At 43.1% G+C, this 16581-nt stretch carries 18 protein-coding genes; 7 read left to right on the top strand and 11 right to left on the bottom strand.

Annotation, left to right across the window (positions count from 1 at the left end; all coding sequences use genetic code 11):
* The first annotated feature begins 565 nt into the window (after positions 1-565).
* Positions 566-691 carry a hypothetical protein gene (locus MUCPA_RS39205; RefSeq protein WP_262492992.1) on the top strand — a complete coding sequence of 42 codons (126 nt, stop codon included), beginning with the start codon at positions 566-568 and terminating at the stop codon, positions 689-691.
* Positions 692-866: 175 nt separating this feature from the next.
* On the opposite strand, the gene MUCPA_RS35885 is transcribed toward MUCPA_RS39205, so the two are convergent.
* A complete protein-coding gene (locus tag MUCPA_RS35885) occupies positions 867-1271 on the bottom strand; it encodes a LiaF transmembrane domain-containing protein (RefSeq protein WP_008506001.1) in 405 nt (134 codons plus the stop codon).
* Positions 1272-1582: 311 nt separating this feature from the next.
* On the opposite strand from MUCPA_RS35885, the gene MUCPA_RS09420 reads away from it, so the two are divergent.
* Positions 1583-2401 (top strand): SDR family oxidoreductase, encoded by an 819-nt coding sequence (locus MUCPA_RS09420; protein WP_008506000.1) that lies wholly within the window; start codon positions 1583-1585, stop codon positions 2399-2401.
* 198 nt (positions 2402-2599) lie between these two features.
* Here the strand turns inward: MUCPA_RS09420 and MUCPA_RS09415 are convergent, their stop codons facing one another.
* Entirely contained in the window at positions 2600-3829 is a 1230-nt protein-coding gene (locus MUCPA_RS09415) for an NADP-dependent isocitrate dehydrogenase (protein WP_008505999.1), read from the bottom strand.
* A gap of 216 nt (positions 3830-4045) precedes the next feature.
* On the opposite strand from MUCPA_RS09415, the gene MUCPA_RS09410 reads away from it, so the two are divergent.
* Positions 4046-4471: a hypothetical protein gene (locus MUCPA_RS09410; protein WP_008505998.1), complete on the top strand. Its 426-nt coding sequence runs from the start codon at positions 4046-4048 to the stop codon at positions 4469-4471.
* An 85-nt stretch (positions 4472-4556) separates the two neighbouring features.
* Here the strand turns inward: MUCPA_RS09410 and MUCPA_RS09405 are convergent, their stop codons facing one another.
* Both MUCPA_RS09405 and MUCPA_RS09400 read right to left on the bottom strand, forming a co-directional pair.
* Positions 4557-6359: a DNA polymerase III subunit gamma/tau gene (locus tag MUCPA_RS09405; protein WP_008505997.1), complete on the bottom strand. Its 1803-nt coding sequence runs from the start codon at positions 6357-6359 to the stop codon at positions 4557-4559.
* 201 nt (positions 6360-6560) lie between these two features.
* On the bottom strand, positions 6561-7583 hold the full coding sequence (locus tag MUCPA_RS09400) for a ParM/StbA family protein (protein ID WP_008505996.1): 1023 nt from the start codon (positions 7581-7583) through the stop codon (positions 6561-6563).
* Positions 7584-8123: 540 nt separating this feature from the next.
* Here MUCPA_RS09400 and rpsF point away from each other — a divergent pair.
* The 4 genes from rpsF (at position 8124) to mtgA (ending at position 10007) form a co-directional block, all read left to right on the top strand.
* A complete protein-coding gene (rpsF, locus tag MUCPA_RS09395) occupies positions 8124-8489 on the top strand; it encodes a 30S ribosomal protein S6 (protein ID WP_008505995.1) in 366 nt (121 codons plus the stop codon).
* Positions 8489-8752: a 30S ribosomal protein S18 gene (gene rpsR / locus MUCPA_RS09390; RefSeq protein ID WP_008505994.1), complete on the top strand. Its 264-nt coding sequence runs from the start codon at positions 8489-8491 to the stop codon at positions 8750-8752. The genes rpsF and rpsR overlap by 1 nt, the downstream gene beginning before the upstream one ends.
* A gap of 16 nt (positions 8753-8768) precedes the next feature.
* Complete coding sequence (rplI, locus tag MUCPA_RS09385) at positions 8769-9212, top strand: 50S ribosomal protein L9 (RefSeq protein ID WP_008505993.1); 444 nt, start codon at positions 8769-8771, stop codon at positions 9210-9212.
* A gap of 99 nt (positions 9213-9311) precedes the next feature.
* Positions 9312-10007 carry a monofunctional biosynthetic peptidoglycan transglycosylase gene (gene mtgA / locus MUCPA_RS09380; RefSeq protein ID WP_008505992.1) on the top strand — a complete coding sequence of 232 codons (696 nt, stop codon included), beginning with the start codon at positions 9312-9314 and terminating at the stop codon, positions 10005-10007.
* A 237-nt stretch (positions 10008-10244) separates the two neighbouring features.
* Here the strand turns inward: mtgA and MUCPA_RS09375 are convergent, their stop codons facing one another.
* The 7 genes from MUCPA_RS09375 to MUCPA_RS09340 form a co-directional block, all read right to left on the bottom strand.
* A complete protein-coding gene (locus MUCPA_RS09375; protein WP_008505991.1) occupies positions 10245-10874 on the bottom strand; it encodes a YdeI/OmpD-associated family protein in 630 nt (209 codons plus the stop codon).
* 1070 nt (positions 10875-11944) lie between these two features.
* A complete protein-coding gene (locus tag MUCPA_RS09365) occupies positions 11945-13009 on the bottom strand; it encodes an IS110 family RNA-guided transposase (protein ID WP_008505990.1) in 1065 nt (354 codons plus the stop codon).
* A 564-nt stretch (positions 13010-13573) separates the two neighbouring features.
* On the bottom strand, positions 13574-13795 hold the full coding sequence (locus MUCPA_RS09360) for a hypothetical protein (RefSeq protein WP_008505989.1): 222 nt from the start codon (positions 13793-13795) through the stop codon (positions 13574-13576).
* Positions 13796-13871: 76 nt separating this feature from the next.
* Complete coding sequence (locus MUCPA_RS09355; protein ID WP_008505988.1) at positions 13872-14162, bottom strand: YciI family protein; 291 nt, start codon at positions 14160-14162, stop codon at positions 13872-13874.
* Positions 14163-14164: 2 nt separating this feature from the next.
* Positions 14165-14650: a hypothetical protein gene (locus MUCPA_RS09350; RefSeq protein WP_008505987.1), complete on the bottom strand. Its 486-nt coding sequence runs from the start codon at positions 14648-14650 to the stop codon at positions 14165-14167.
* A 150-nt stretch (positions 14651-14800) separates the two neighbouring features.
* Positions 14801-15358, bottom strand: coding sequence for an arylesterase (locus tag MUCPA_RS09345; RefSeq protein WP_040627252.1), 558 nt, complete (start codon positions 15356-15358; stop codon positions 14801-14803).
* 272 nt (positions 15359-15630) lie between these two features.
* Positions 15631-16437 (bottom strand): (Fe-S)-binding protein, encoded by an 807-nt coding sequence (locus MUCPA_RS09340; RefSeq protein WP_008505983.1) that lies wholly within the window; start codon positions 16435-16437, stop codon positions 15631-15633.
* Positions 16438-16581 lie beyond the last annotated feature (144 nt).

Genomic DNA, 16581 nt, shown 5'->3' with positions numbered 1-16581 from the left:
TTGAAACGTCAGCAGGTCAAATAGCTACAAAAGGACAGGCTTTTATCTCTTTTTTAGTTGCGCAACAGCCACTCAAGACAAAAGTAACAGCCCTTCACGCGGCGATTGAGCGTGCCGATGTTGTAAATTAAGAACTCTGATTATCGTAGCAAAAACAGACGCGCTGATAATCAAAAACTTAAGTAGACGTCTTTGTAATATACAGGAGAACCTGCAGAGCCGCTCTGCCTATGTAGAGATTGCTTCGTTCCTCGCAATGACGATTCGATATTGATAATCAATAACTTAACAATACGTCATTATAAGCCTGTCGAAGGACGTGCGGCATGGCCCTGTACGAGGTGTTTTTTATGCGGCTTATCAATTCGCTTATTTAAGTTGTTGATTGTCATTGTGTATATTATTGCTCGAATATACAGTATTCTTAATTTATAGCATCGGCACGCTCAATCGCCGCGTGAAGGGCTTGTTACTTTATTCACTCGTGTTTGTTTTTGGTGTGAATGAATGCTACGCAGTTTTGTCTTGATACAAAAAGTAACCAAAAACCGACCGGAGGGAGCTCATGAACACCTTAAAAAAACAAACACAGGTGAATAACATCAAGACTACCCGATCCTTCCACCCACAGGCCAGCTCCCGGCCCGGCGTGCAGTCTGGCCATTGCCCGCTTTTGCCCGTGCTCCAATAATTACCGAAGGATCAAACGTCGTCCCTATTTTTTTTTGTTTGGTCGGATTCGTTATTTATTATGATCCAATTATACACGCTAAATTTATTTATAGGAAAATAAAAATAAAAAAATCCGCCCGGGTTCAAAACCCGGGCGGACAGCCTAAATATATGTTGAGGTGGTTATAGCCTGATTATAATGTTTTAGTTTCCTGGTGCACATCGCGACGCCATTGCATACGGCGCTCCCAGCGATCGCGACACCAGCGATCGTCTTTCCCAACCAACAACCGGATGCCGATGGCGATTAAAACGAGCGGCCATAAAAAGTAGATCGAGATATTGATGATATGGCCTAACAAGAACACGCTACCTATAAACATCATGACATACGCTCCGGGATGACGGAAGTTGTGTTTAATGCCGCTGATCAACCCGATCAAAATCAGGATCATCGGCCAGCTGAACAGCCAGGTAGGGAAGAAGATAAAGTCCAGCTGGCGAAGTAAATAAATCCCACCTAATCCTACTAAAAATAATCCGGCAAAAGTGCGGTTGTTTTGACGGGATGGTTTGCTGTTGTTGCTATCGTTGTACATTGTTTTGTTATTAATTATGATGTAAATGTAGGCCGATAAACGAGGCGCATCAAGCGGTATTGGGCAGGCAGCTAAAACTACTCGGTAAAGGCTGGAGAATTGTCGGTGAAACATGTAAGAGCGGTTTTGACCGGCGAGATGTAAATAACCAAATACTTTTTTATGCGGGTTAATCGTTTGAATAGCCGCCTGATGTGATAGTTTGTTTAACTGCGCAGAAGGTAGGCTTTTATTTGTTATTAAAATCTCTTGGTTAGTTTAAACTAATTGAAAAATAGTGTGTTATATTGCCATCAAAACGATAAATAACCATGAAACAAACTATATTGATTACCGGAGCCTCGTCAGGCATAGGGAAGGCAACTGCGTTGTATTTTGCAGCCCAAGGCTGGAATGTAGCAGCCACTATGCGTAATACCGAAGGCCAAACCGAATTGGCGCAACACGAAAACATTAAGCTTTATCAATTGGATGTAACAGATGCCAGTAATGTGGTAGCAGCTGTAAATGCCGTAATAGCCGATTTTAAGCAGGTAGATGTATTGCTTAATAATGCCGGGTACGGTATAGTGGGCCCTTTAGAAACAGCCAGCGAAGAAAGTATAATGCAGCAGTTTAATACCAATATGTTCGGGGTAATACGTACCATTCAGGCTGTATTGCCGTATATGAAAAATACCGGTGGAACCATTATCAACATTACTTCAATAGGTGGTTTGGTTGCTTTCCCATTCAACAGTTTGTACCATGCTACCAAATTTGGTTTGGACGGCTTGTCGGAATCGTTAAAGTATGAATTAAAACCCTATGGCATAAAAGTTAAAGTGGTTGCCCCTGGTGGCGTAACTACCGATTTTGCCGGCAGATCATTACATAGTACTATCAAACCGGGCCATAAAACTGACTATGATGATGCCATAGCTAAAGTTTGGGCAGGCTTTAGTAAAAACTCAGGTAATTATTCTTCGCCTGAATTGATAGCCGGAATTATATACGAAGCTGCTACTGATGGCAGCGATAGGCTAAGATACCTGGCCGGTAAAGATGCTGAAGCTACTTATGCCGCCTGGAAGAGCATGGATAACGAAGCGTTTTTTAATATGATCGACACTAATTTTGGACTCGCCTGATTGCCTGCTGTGCCAATGCTTGTATCAGAAGCCGATTTTCTTAGTTCACATTCATCGCTGTTTGGCTTGCCATAGTTTATTTGCCTGTAGAAGTGTATCAAGATAGATGAGTTCTGGATAACACACTATTGGTAACACCGGGAAATAAAAAAGCCCCGTTCAAAAAAAATGAACGGGGCTTCAATTATATCAGCTTAATTATTTACCTAACTTCTTTTTCAGGTTTTCATCAATTGCTTCCAAAAATTCTTCGGTGTACAGGTAATCTGTACCGTGTTCAACTTTTGGTTTAATGGTAATAGCCAAATCCTTGGTCATTTTGCCGCTTTCAACAGTTTCGATACAAACTTGCTCTAAAGCTTTGCAGAAGTCGATCAGCTCCTGGTTGCCATCTAAAACACCGCGGAACTCTAAACCACGGGTCCATGCGAAGATTGACGCGATAGGGTTTGTTGAAGTTGGGCGGCCTGCCTGGTGCTCGCGGTAGTGGCGGGTTACTGTACCATGTGCGGCTTCTGCCTCCATAACGGTGCCATCAGGTGTAACCAAAGTAGAGGTCATTAAACCTAATGAACCAAAACCTTGGGCTACGGTATCGCTTTGTACGTCGCCATCGTAGTTTTTACAAGCCCAAACAAAGTTACCGTTCCATTTCAGGGCCGATGCAACCATGTCGTCAATTAAACGGTGCTCATAAGTAATGCCGGCTTCAGCAAATTTAGCTTTGTAATCTGCCTGGTAAATCTCTTCAAAAAGATCTTTAAAACGGCCATCATATTTTTTCAGGATGGTGTTTTTGGTTGAAAGGTATAAAGGCCAGCCTTTCATCAAAGCCTGGTTAAAGCAAGCATGTGCAAAACCGCGGATAGATTCGTCGGTATTATACATGGCTAAAGCTACACCATCGCCCTTAAAATTAAACACTTCGAACGATTGTTCGGCACCGCCATCTTCGGGTGTAAAAGTAATGGTTAATTTACCTTTGCCTTTGGTTACAAAATCGGTAGCGCGGTACTGGTCGCCAAAAGCGTGACGGCCAATGCAGATAGGGGCTGTCCAGTTAGGTACCAAGCGGGGTACATTGCTCATTACAATAGGCTCGCGGAAAACAGTTCCATCTAAAATATTACGGATGGTTCCGTTTGGCGATTTCCACATTTGTTTCAGGCCAAACTCCTTAACACGCTCTTCATCAGGTGTAATAGTGGCACATTTAATACCAACACCATATTGTTTAATGGCATTTGCAGCATCAATAGTTACCTGGTCGTTAGTTTCATCACGGTACTCAATGCCTAAATCATAGTACTTAATATCCAGTTCAAGATAAGGGATGATTAATTTATCTTTGATAAATTTCCAAATGATGCGCGTCATTTCGTCGCCATCAAGCTCCACTACAGGGTTCGCTACTTTAATTTTTGACATATACAGACTGTTTTTTTTCGAATTTTAATAACTGCCAAACTTACATAAAAAATTTATGCCTTATAAATTATCGCTAATCAGGTTTAACTTTTTTTGCTGCGCAGTAAAAAAAACGATTTCTAAATGACATACCGGTAAATGACTTTAGTCACTTTTAATATACCGTGTTTTTTTGGCAAGGTTTTTAAAGTAGCTTTGATATAAAACTATAAACCAATGAACAAACAAACATTTTACCCTGGTTTTAATGATGATAGTGAAGACAGGGACCGGAAATTGAAAGACGAATTAGGAGAAACGATAGACAAGGAAGATCTGAGTTTTAATGAGGATGAGCAAAGCTTTGAATACGATGTAAAAAGCGACGACCCGGATTATGACCATCCCGACCCTTACAATACGGCGGTGAAAAATGGTGGCGATATGGATTCTACCTACGACGAGGCAAACCCCGTAGCTGTTGATGAATATATTAAGGACGAATCGTTGGAGATGGATGCCGATAAATTAGGTATGCACGTGAGTAACACCGAAGATCTGGAAATTGATCCTATTGATGAAGTTCTTTCGCGTACACAGGAAGATGACCGCGATGATCTGGATGAAGAAGGCTATCCAAAAAACGACGAGCCGATGAAATAAATTGAGATAATGTGTCTGCCGGAGTTATAATTAAGCGGAAAGGCTGATCGTAACTCCGGGCTGCACTTCCTTCAAAATTCGATTATTATTCAACCTCCAGGTTAAATCGTTTTTTTAATTCGGCCAGGTCTGGGTTTTTGGTGGCCATGTGCTGGTACTTATCCTGTGCGGAGTATAATCTTTTGGTGGCCTTTACCTCGTCAATCCGCGTTTGTATCTCGATATCGAAATTTTTTAGCGATGTGCGCAAAAAGTTTAAAATAAAGGGCTTCTCATCTCTAAATGCGTTCTCCTGTACTTTGGTGCCTGCAATTACTTCAAATACATAAGGTTTAAGCATAACGGGGGCATTAGTAGTAAAAATACTGAGCAAATTCTTTTTACCGTCTTCTTTAACCTTCGCTGTATAGTGGTGCCAGTATTTTAAAAAGTCGTCATACGTAAAATTTTCCCTGTCGGTGCCTTTTAAATAGGGGTCGTCTTCTTTTTCTACTTCCGTGGCAACACCCTTGCCCAAATCTTTAAGCGAAGGTATTTTTATGGAGCTCGACGCGATATGCTGATTCGGAATAAAAATGGGCGGCTTTTCGGCTATCGGTTTTTCTACAGGCTCTACTTTAGCAGGTGCTGTTAAGGCTGGAGTTACACTAACAGGTTGGGTTTGGCTAACCTGTGGTGTGCTTACAGGCGCGGTTTTATCAGGTGCTTCGGGCTCGTTTGCTACTAAATCAGGTTTTTTTTTTACCTGCCCTTCGGGCTGGTTATTATTAAAGTTAGTTTGAGCTAAGTTGAGGGCGGCCATTATATGGCACATTTTGAGTAAGGCCAGCTCAACCTGCAGCCTTTGGTTTTTACTCAGTTTATAATTTAAATCGCACTGATTGGCAATGTTCATTGCCGATAGCAGGAACGAAACCGTTGCCGCCTGCGATTGCTCGATGTATTTTTTGCGGATGCCTTCGCTCACTTCGAGCAGTTTTAGGGTTTCGGCATCTTTACCTACCAACAGGTTACGTAAATGCTCGGTTAAACCGGATATAAAATGGCTGCCATCAAAGCCTTTTGAAAGTATCTCATCAAATAACAGTAATGTTTTGGCCGTATCCTCGCTAAGCAGGCTTTGGGTTACGTTAAAGTAATAATCGTAATCTAAAATATTCAGGTTATCAATTACCGAACGATAAGTAACATTCCCGCCCGAGAAGTTAACGATCTGATCAAACATCGATAAAGCATCGCGTAAGCCGCCATCAGCTTTTTGGGCAATGATGTGCAAGCCGTCAACCTCGTAACCGATGCTTTCTTTTTGGGCGATGGATGCCAGGTGGCCGGCCATATCATCAACTTTGATCCTGTTAAAATCAAATATCTGGCAACGGGATAATATAGTAGGCAGTATTTTATGCTTCTCGGTAGTAGCTAATATAAATATAGCGTATGATGGTGGTTCTTCCAGCGTTTTCAGGAAGGCGTTAAAGGCCGCCTGCGATAGCATGTGCACCTCATCAATAATATAAATTTTATACTTACCGGCCTGGGGCGGTATGCGCACCTGCTCAATCAGGCTGCGGATATCCTCAACCGAGTTGTTTGAGGCGGCATCCAACTCGTGCACGTTAAAAGAGTTACCCCGCTGGAAGGCCTTGCACGAATCGCACTCGCCGCAAGCTTCAATACCGGCTTGCAAATTGGTGCAGTTAATGGTTTTGGCCAGGATACGCGCACAGGTAGTTTTACCTACACCACGTGGCCCGCAGAATAAAAATGCCTGCGCCAGCTGATTATTTTTTATAGCGTTTTTTAGCGTGTTGGTTATATGTTGTTGGCCCACAACGGTATCAAAGGTAACCGGGCGGTATTTACGGGCCGAAACAATAAAATTATCCATCGCAACTAAATTAGAAATATCTGCGGGTATGTGCAAATGAAATACGCGGGGCGGATCAGGGAATATCTTAGATCAATCAACACGCAGCTAAATAACAGTGCCGAAAGTTATTTAATGCTGATTACTGTACTAACAAACATTGATGTAAGCCACATCTCGTGGCTTACATCAATAAAAACCGACTGGTTTGTTTTTAACAGCTTATAAACTGCTTATTTTGGAAACAACGGTGTAAGCGTTGCCTATATCAAGGCCAACGGCCTCATTAATGTCGCCGCAGCGTTGGTACGATTTAAGGCAGTAACCCAGGCTGGCCATATAGCTCGGTTCTGGCGGAATAATTACATTCAGCACGCCGTCAAATTCTTCACGGAAACAGTTGGCCAGGTCTGTGTAAAGGGCACCGCCCCCAACCAGGTAAAGTTTGCCGGCTTTGTCAAAGTCGGTATCGGTAAAGGTTTTCTTTAAGGTGGGCGATATAACCTCCTTATAATAATTGAGTAACTGGCTGCGGCGCAAATCGGTCAGGTCCTTCCGCTTGCGGTCAACCACAATGCTGCCGCCCTGAAAACTCTGGTTAATCATGTGTTCATTCTTCATGCCTAAATTGCTGCTGCGGCTTAGCTCGCTCTGTAAATTGTTAACTGCATAACGCAAGCCAGATACACTCATGCAGGTACGCCCAACAAGGCCGCCGTTAATGCTTAAGCCGGTTTCGCAGGTACCGTATCCTAAACTCACTACAAAAAAGTCGTCGTTCTCTACTATCGGCCCCTTCCTGATGGCATCTATACAACCTAATATTTCGGGTACCACCTCTATATTCCTTACGGTTATCTGCATGCGCCTGTGTTCATTGGTGGCATAGGTATCTCCATTATATTCAATAAAAATATCCCTGGGGGTGTAAAAATTGATAGCCTGTTGTTTGAAAATTTCGTAAGTAGTATAAGGAAAGCCGGTTGTTAATACAACTTCGGCAGATTTCCCCTGCCCGGCAATCAACAAACCAGCTTTGGCCAGTAATTGGTAATCCAGGTCGGATGGGGAGCTGTTGATATTTCGGTATGGCGCATAGCCCTGTTGCAGTGCCAGGCTACCTATTAAATATCCATCACCGTTTTCATAAAGCTGGATGTTATTTTCCGGGTCGCCGGTTACATTAATTAAAGTTTGGCTGTAACGTTCAATTACGCTGGGAATGTTGATTGATTGGGCTATCATATTAAGTTAAAGATTTAGTAAGCTAAATATAATAGTAACCGGATAAAGTAAATGTTAAGTGGCTGTTTTTTTTATCATTATGCCCAATATTTACTAAAAAAAATCTATACAAACCAGGTAGAGTTGCTGCGTTTAAGAGAAGGCTGCCTGCCGGGATTATAAAAAGAAATCCGGCGCGCAGATACTGATTTTCTATTTATTGAATAGTACAGGCGCTGTTTGTTGTTCTAATTGTAATTATTTCTCCCATAGGTATTTATTTAATTTTAAGTAAATGTTTAAACATGTAAAATACGTATTACTACGCATATGAAATGTTGTTTACCTATCTTATATTTGGACGAACAAAGAGATATCAGTTTAAATTAATTAAGGGGAAAATCAATTAATAAATTGTCTTTGTTTATTAGGTGTGTTTAAGGCGATGAGGATTCTTAACCTCATCGCTTCTTTTTTTTAAAAAGCTTTGTATTATTCAGGGGTTTACGTACATTTGCAGCCCGCTTAAAAAGCGGATAATATATAAAAATCAAAGTTTAAATGCAACAGTACGAAACCGTGATCATTCTAACCCCGTTGTTGTCAGTTGAGACTGCTAAAGAGGCCGTAGCCAAATTTACCAAGATCTTAACAGATAACGGAGCCGAAATTATCCAAGAGGATAATTGGGGTTTGAGAAAACTAGCGTATCCTATCGAAAAAAAGACTACAGGATACTACCACCTAACTGAATTTAAGGCTCCGGGTGAATTAATTAACAAACTGGAGATTGAATACAGAAGAGATGAGCGCATCATGCGTTTTCTTACAATCGCCCTGGATAAACATGCTACAGCTTATAACGACAAAAAACGTAGCGGTGCATTCAACCAGAAAAAACCTAAAACAGAGGAGGTAGCAAGGTAATGGCAAAAGATCAAATTCAATACGTTACTGCTCCCAAAGTGGAGGATAACCGTAAAAAATACTGCCGTTTTAAAAAGAACGGAATTAAGTATATCGATTACAAAGACGCTAACTTTTTATTGAAGTTTATTAACGACCAAGGTAAATTATTACCACGCCGTTTAACAGGTACTTCTTTAAAGTTTCAGCGTAAAGTGGCCCAGGCTGTTAAACGCTCACGCCATATCGGTTTATTACCTTATGTTACTGACTCGTTAAAATAATCAAGGAGGTTAAGCAATGGAAGTTATTTTAAAACAAGATATTAAAAACCTCGGCGAGAAAGACGATGTAGTGAATGTAAAACCAGGCTATGGCCGTAATTTTCTGATTCCTCAGGGATTTGCTATACTGGCTACAGTTTCTTCGCGTAAGGTATTGGCTGAGAACCTTAAACAGGCTCAGTTTAAACAAGAAAAAATCCGTAAGGATGCTGATGCTATCGCTGCCCGTTTAGAAGGTGTTACACTGACTATTGGTGCTAAAGCCGGCGAAACCGGAAAAATATTTGGAGCTATCAATACCATTCAGATTGCTGATGCATTGAAGAAAGAAGGCTTTGAAGTTGACCGTCGCCGTATCACATTTGATACCGAACCTAAATTTGTTGGTGAATACACCGCTAATTTAAACTTGCACAAAGAAGTGAAAGTTAAGGTTCCGTTTACCGTAGTTGCCGAATAAGTATACTACCTCTCCTGAAAAAGGAGAGTGTAAAAGAATAGAATTATTATAAAGGTATTTAGCCTCCGGCTAAGTACCTTTTTTTATTTTTGCGCCGTCATGATTAAATCCGGTATTCTCAAATTAATTCTGCGTATCATCAAACTCGCGCTTATCCTTTTTGTAGGCGTTAGCGTAATCTGGGTATTGTTTTATCGTTTTGTGAATCCGCCTGTCACCTGGCTGATGATCAGCCGTGGCTTTGAACGCAAAGCCGATGGCAAAGACTGGAAAATTGACAAACATTGGATTAAGTTTGATGACATTGCCGACCCCATGAAAAGGGCAGCAGTAGCATCAGAAGATCAATTGTTTTTAGAGCACCATGGCTTTGACCTTAACGCTATTGAAAAGGCGATTGACAAAAACCAACATAGCAAAAAGCTGATTGGCGGCAGTACCATATCGCAGCAAACAGCTAAAAATGTTTTTTTATGGCCGGGGCGCTCTTATATCCGTAAAGCGTTTGAGGCCTGGTTTACTTTGCTGATAGAGATTTTTTGGAGCAAAGAGCGCATTATGGAGGTTTACCTGAATGTAATTGAAATGGGCGACGGCATTTATGGCGTTGAAGCAGCATCACAAAATTACTTTCATAAATCAGCTTCCGATCTAACTAAATCGCAGGCAGCATTAATTGTGGCCGTTTGGCCTAACCCACTAAAATGGTCGCCGGTTAAGCCCACGGTTTACATTCAGCACCGCAAATATTTGATCATGAAAAATATGCGAAGGTTGGGGCCTTTGGATTTCTAATTTGAGAAGTTTATTATTCAAATGAATGATCATTTAAAGGATCTTTAAAAAACACGAGCAACCGTACAGGCTCTGCAGTACGGTCGTCACTCATGAAAAATATCATCTGCGTGTTCGTATCGCGTTCCGATCAGCTTTGACGACTTTCTGAAAGTTGTCAAAGCTTTTACTTTGTAATAAGATAAATGTTATTTCGATGAGGTGCGACGAGAAATCTTCTGCGCGCGAGTGGTCAACCTATTTCTGATACTTCCAATGCCTGCTTTTACCTTCTGCTATCCACTCCAGCGCCGTTTGTATCCTTTTTGAGCGGGTAGCTTCAGTTTTGGCTTCTCCAAACCACTCCAGGTATTCCTTTTGTTTTGCGAGGCTAAATTTGGCGAAGTTTTCATCGGCGGCCGGGCTGGCGTCCAATAAATTTAGAAACTCTTCGGGTACCGGAATTTCTTTTTTTTCGATTACTTGTTTTGCGGGTTTGTATTTAGCGCGCATTCCGGCCTTTACGCCGCTTTCATTGAGTCCGACGGCTTCGCGGATATAGGCGATCAGGATTTCATCAGGCGGAAGATCGGTGAGGCTGTTGAGCCGGCCAAAGTTTCCGGCGGAAGCTTCTTCTCCCTTGTTCATCATTTGATGCGGATCGCTCAGGGCGCTGGCTTTCCAGAAACCGAAAGCGCAATGCTGCTTAAATGCCGCCATTTGGCAAACGGTTCCTTTATAATCAAAAAATGGCATACTCCATTTGATGGTTTCCTGTATCTGCGGATGAGTCTGGTGTACCAACTCACGCAGATGGGTCAATATCGGTTGGGCAAAGGCTGCGGATTTGGCTATATACTCGTCAATCCTCGGGTCAAATTGTTCCATATAGCTAAGTTAAAAAATAGCAGAATATGGTTAATGGCGTTGCTGTCTTTTTATAAGATTTTATATAGATAGAATTTGATAGCCTGTGTGAGATATTCGCCGCGCTGTCTTTATTCAGCAGAATTCGGATTGTTTATAATGGCGTGCTGTTAAGTTGTTGATTGTCAATACTGAATCTCTCTCCATCATGTCATCCCGACGTGAGGAGGGATCTTTTGCGCGCGATAAGTATGCAGCATATCGGCTGCGCTGATTGGCAATCTGCTATCTTTTCTCCGACAATCAGTATCCTTTAATTTAGAGCATCGGCCCGCTCAATCGCCGCGGGAGGGCTTGTTACTTTTTGTCTTGACACAAAAAGAACCAAAAAAGTCAAGACTGCCCGATCCTTCCGCCCGCTAGGCCAACTCCTGGCCCGGCGTGCAGTCTGGCTTTTGCGCACATTTCCTGCCTGCGCTTGGTAATCTATAAGGTTCAAACGTCATCCCTGTTTTTTCCGGTTGGTCGAGTCTATTATTTGTAATGACGTTTCGTTAAGTTGTTGATTGTCAATACTGAATCTCTCTCCATCATGTCATCCCGACGCGAGGAGGGACCTCCTATGATGAAATATGCAAGGTAAACGAGGCAAAAGGGCTTAAAAAGGGGTTATAACACGTATTGCTTAAATGTTTTAAATATTTTTGGTCAAAGCATGGCCCTGTTTGTTTAACTTTCCAGTGCAAATCAAAAGAGGAAACAGGCGCTGCTGAGGAGCAACCTGCCAGCAATATGATTTGCTGAACCACGGATAAAGGCCTCTGTCAAAGGAGGCTTTTTATTTATCCTGTTCACTGAATGGCTAAAAAAACCTTCACGAATTTTTATTTTAATGCGTTGATAAATGACCAGCTAACCTCCTATAAGCAGACACTTTGCAGGCTGCAGGATCGCGTTCAAATTATTTGGATAAAAGGGCAACCGTAACCTTTTGTATAGCAGACACCTTTCGGGCCGCAGATCCCTCGCTTCGGTTTGCCCATTTCATAAAAAAACCAAACCGGCTTTATCAGGCATTCGTCCTTTTGGACTTATTTGACAACCGAAGTTACGTAAGGTTTTTGATTCTTCATAACGAACCGTATCCGGTTGAGCATTTTTTTAGCTATCCTGATGATGGCCTTATTCTTTTTCATTTTTTTGCAAAGGTTATTGAAAGCCAGCGTCATGGCCGGGTCGAGCCTGACAGCTATCCAAGAGGCCTCGATAAGCTTCTCCCGTAATTGGTGATGGGCTCTTTTAGTGAGCCCCAATATGATTTTTTGATCGCCGGAACTATGCATATCCGGCACCAGCCCCACATATCCACACAAGGCATCCAGGGAATCAAAGCGTTCAATGTCGCCGATCTCTGTGACAAATAATAAGGCGGTAATCTCGCCTATACCGGGGATGGTCCGGATCAGTTTTATAATTTGTTGATAACGTGGCTGCCTGGATAGGGCTCTGACTTCCCTGGTGGCTGTGAGTACCATGATACGGGTCTGCTGGTATCCCTGTAGCAGAATATCCAGGTTGATCCGTGCTGATGAAGGCAAGCAAAGGGCCTTGAGCAGGCAGATATAATGATTCGACCAGTATTTATCGGTGTCTACCGTCACCGACTGGTCCTGGAAGTTAAGCCATCCTTTTATTCGGTTCTTATAGCGTGTCTGATCTTTGATCATTTGCTGGTAAACACGGATAATACCGCGGTCATCCTGTTGCTCGATGCCAGGCACGAAGATACCTTTCAGGGCTCCTTCACTTAATGTTTTACTGAGTTTCCGGCAATCGACCGTATCTGATTTGCGCTGCTTTTCCTTGTCTGTCAGCGGGACATCGGCAGGATTTACGACGATGCAGGACATCCCCAGCTCACTAAACTGTCGCTGATAGCCAAAGCCGCAAAAACCGGCTTCGTAAACGAGCCTGTAATCGGCCGAAGGATAGTTCTGTTGTAGATGCCCGCTTAAGGCCTTAGGTGAAGGTTCCTGGGAAAACGTCTTTAGCTCCATATGGGTGCTGCGAAGGCTGACCTTCCAGGACTTCTTGTGGACATCTATGCCAACAAAAATAGTTTGTCCGCTAAAATCTAATTGTGTACCTTGTTTCATGAGTTCTTGGTTTAAAGTGTTTGTTAATGGTTCACTATTAAGCTACAACCTTTTTTTCAAGAACTCTTTTACATCATCTATCGAACCATTTCATACATACGACCTTTTGCGCGCGATAAGTATGCAGCATATCGGGTGTGCTGATTGTCAATCGCTTATTTTGCTTTAATAATCAGTATTCATAATTTAGAACATCGGCCCGCTCAATCGCCGCGGGAGGGCTTGTTACTTTTTGTCTTGACACAAAAAGAACCAAAAAAGTCAAGACTGCCCGATCCTTCCGCCCGCTAGGCCAACTCCTGGCCCGGCGTGCAGTCTGGCTTTTGCGCACATTTCCTGCCTGCGCTTGGTAATCTATAAGGTTCAAACGTCATCCCTGTTTTTTCCGGTTGGTCGAGTCTATTATTTATAATGACGTTTTGTTAAGTTGTTGATTGTCAATACTGAATCTCTCTCCATCATGTCATCCCGACGTGAGGGGGGAGCTTTTGCGCGCGATAAGTATGCAGCATATCGGGTGCGCTGATTGTCAATCGCTTATTTTGCGTTAATAATCAGTAGCTCTTAATTTAAAACATCGGCCCGCTCAATCGCCGCGGGAAGGGCTGTTTCTTTTTTCTTGGCAAAAAGAACAAAAAAGTCAAAACTGCCCGATCCTTCCACCCGCGAGGCCAGCTCCCGGCCCGGCGTGCAGTCGGGCTTTTGCGTACATATCCTACCTGCGCTTGGTAATCTATAAGGTTCAAACGTCATCCCTATTTCCGGTTGGCCGGGTTCGTTACTCATAATTACGCTTCTGCTAAATACAAAGCTTAGTAAGTCGTCTTATCGTAAACGCATCAGCTCTTATCATTCGGGTTTATTACTGGCCCAGTAACGTTTGCAGGTCGGGGTGGTATTGCGAGGTGAGGAAGTGGGTTAAGGTATATTCAGCGAGCTCGTGCCTGGTAAAGGGATCTTCGAGCATTATTTTTTTTACGGCAGCTTCATCATCGGCCAGGGCCAGGATAATGCCACCAGTGCGCGGTACTTTTCTGCCGGAAGCCACAAATATTCCCTTTTTGTAATATTTGTGCAGAAACTTAACATGCTCAGCCATGTGGTGGTCCAGTTCTTCGAGGGGCACGATATAGTTCAGATCAATAATGAACATAATTATGCGATAACCAAAGCGCCGAAAACCTGATTATGCCAGCTGTTTTTAAACGGAACTTCCCATTTGGTATCCAGGTCTTTCAGGGTATTCACCAGGTTGTTAAATACGATGGTATCGGCGTTAACAACCCCTTGTTTAATCAGTTCTTCAAACTCGCTGCGCGATGCTGACGCTATCCCGTCGGCAGTACGGTAAGCGGTGTTAAACCGGTCGAACAGGTTAATGTGAAACTCGTGTTCTAATGATTTCATCAGGGTTACCGATTTATCGATGGAGCAACCGGTAACGCCAGCCTGGCTTTCGTCGACTGTTAAAATGATAAAGCGGTTATAACGGATTTGAGCCTTTGCTTTAAGCTGGTTATTGTGGGCTGTCCATTCGGACGTAAAATCGTTGAGTATGTGCTCCATGCGGAACACTTCGTCTGCATTGAGCTCGCGATTGGACTGGTAGATCCAGATGCGTGAATTTTCAGAAAAGTTCATATACAAAATTAGCAATTATTAAGTTAAGCGCGGATAGCTGTTGTCATGCTTATATCAATTATTAATTGTTTTAATAGTTCGCTTGTTTGCAGCAGGAGGCCAAAAAGGAGGGATTTTAAGGGCGCTGCCCGGGCTGCTACCGTCCGTTTTTTAAACCATTAGTTGGCGCAATACGGGCCAAACCTTAGCGGCAATAATTTGGTAGCCTTCGGCGGTGGGGTGTATACGGTCGCGCAGGTTTAGATGGGCCTGGCCTGCAACTCCATCTAAAAAGAAGGGGACAAAGGCCATTTGGTTGGCGGTGGCCAGTTGGCGGAAAATAGCCATGAATTGAGCCGCAAAAGCAATGGGCATAAAAGCCGGGATCTCCATGCCCATTAAAGCCATTTTTACCTGGGGATATTTGGTTTTTACCTTAGTGATGATGCCTTGCAGGTTTTTTAAAGTGGTTTGTGGCGGGATACCGCGCATCACATCGTTAATACCTAATTCAAGCACAAAAATATCTACCGGCTGGCTAATCCAGTAATCAAGCCGGTTAAGGCCGCCTGCCGAGGTATCGCCGCTTACGCCCGCGTTAATGATGCGGTAATCCAGTTGTTCTGCATTAATTTTTTGTTGGATCAGCGCCGGGAGGGATTCGGTAGTGGTGCTTTGTAATCCGTAACCCGCTGTTAAACTATCACCCAAAAAAACGATGTTTTTCATGCTGTAATAACGGCGATTGGTTAGCAGTGTTTTGTAAAATAACGGGGATTGGTTTTTCGCGTTAACGATTGCAGTGGAGCCCGGAATGGAGCGGAGCGAAATGAGGACTTGTAACGGAAAGCGTGGCCCGTCCGTCAGGCGGGAAACGCCCATGAAGTTTGAAACGGAATTGGTTTCCTGTGGTAGTAGAGGTAGAAATCTGCAAAAAAGCCCCCCGTTACTCAGACGAGGGGCACACTTATCAAATCAAACAAAACAACAACAATCTTTATTTAGAGGCCATTTGCCCTGGCGGTAATTTCGGCAATATCCAGTACCTGGATTTCCTGTTCTTTTTCAAAATGCTTTACACCATCGCGCAGCATAGTCATGCAGAAGGGGCAGGCGGCAGCAACAACCTGCGCCTGGGTATCAATAGCTTCCTGGATGCGTTCAACATTGATATCTTGCGTGCCTTTTTCGGGTTCTTTAAACATCTGGCCGCCGCCTGCACCGCAGCATAAGCCGTTAGATCGGCATCGCTTCATTTCAACCAGCTCTGTATCCAATATTTCGAGCGCCTTGCGCGGGGCTTCGTAAACACCATTGCCGCGGCCAAGGTAGCATGGGTCGTGATAGGTGATTTTTTTGCCTTTGAAGCTTTCGCCGCCTTCGGCTTTAAGTTTGCCCTCATCAATTAACTGCTGGATGAGTTGCGTATGGTGTATTACCTCGTACGTGCCGCCAAGGCCCGGGTATTCATTTTTGATGGTGTTGAAGCAATGGGGGCAGCCGGTTACTATTTTTTTAATGTTATACCCATTTAGGGTTTCGATATTAACCATGGCCTGCATCTGGAATAAAAACTCGTTACCGGCCCGTTTAGCAGGGTCGCCGGTGCAGCTTTCTTCGGTGCCTAATACGGCATAGCTCATGCCCACATGTTGCAATATTTTACAAATGGAACGGGTTATTTTTTGAGCGCGCTCGTCAAAACTACCGGCACAACCTACCCAAAATAAAATTTCGGGCTCCTTGCCGCCAGCCACCATCTCGGCCATAGTTGGTACTTGAAGTATTTCGGATATCGGGTTTTCCATTTTAGGCTATAATTGATTTCAGAAATCGAGTTTCGATTTCGAATTTGTTTTTTAATTTTTTTATTTGCCAGCAAGGAAGTTAATCCACCGACGCCTTATTTATTATTTGCACGCTTGACATCACCAACTTGCTCATTAAATCAT

Source organism: Mucilaginibacter paludis DSM 18603 (assembly GCF_000166195.2).
Taxonomy (GTDB): Bacteria; Bacteroidota; Bacteroidia; order Sphingobacteriales; family Sphingobacteriaceae; genus Mucilaginibacter; species Mucilaginibacter paludis.
Note: the sequence above shows the minus strand (reverse complement) of the source record. Positions and strands in the feature narration are given on the sequence as shown.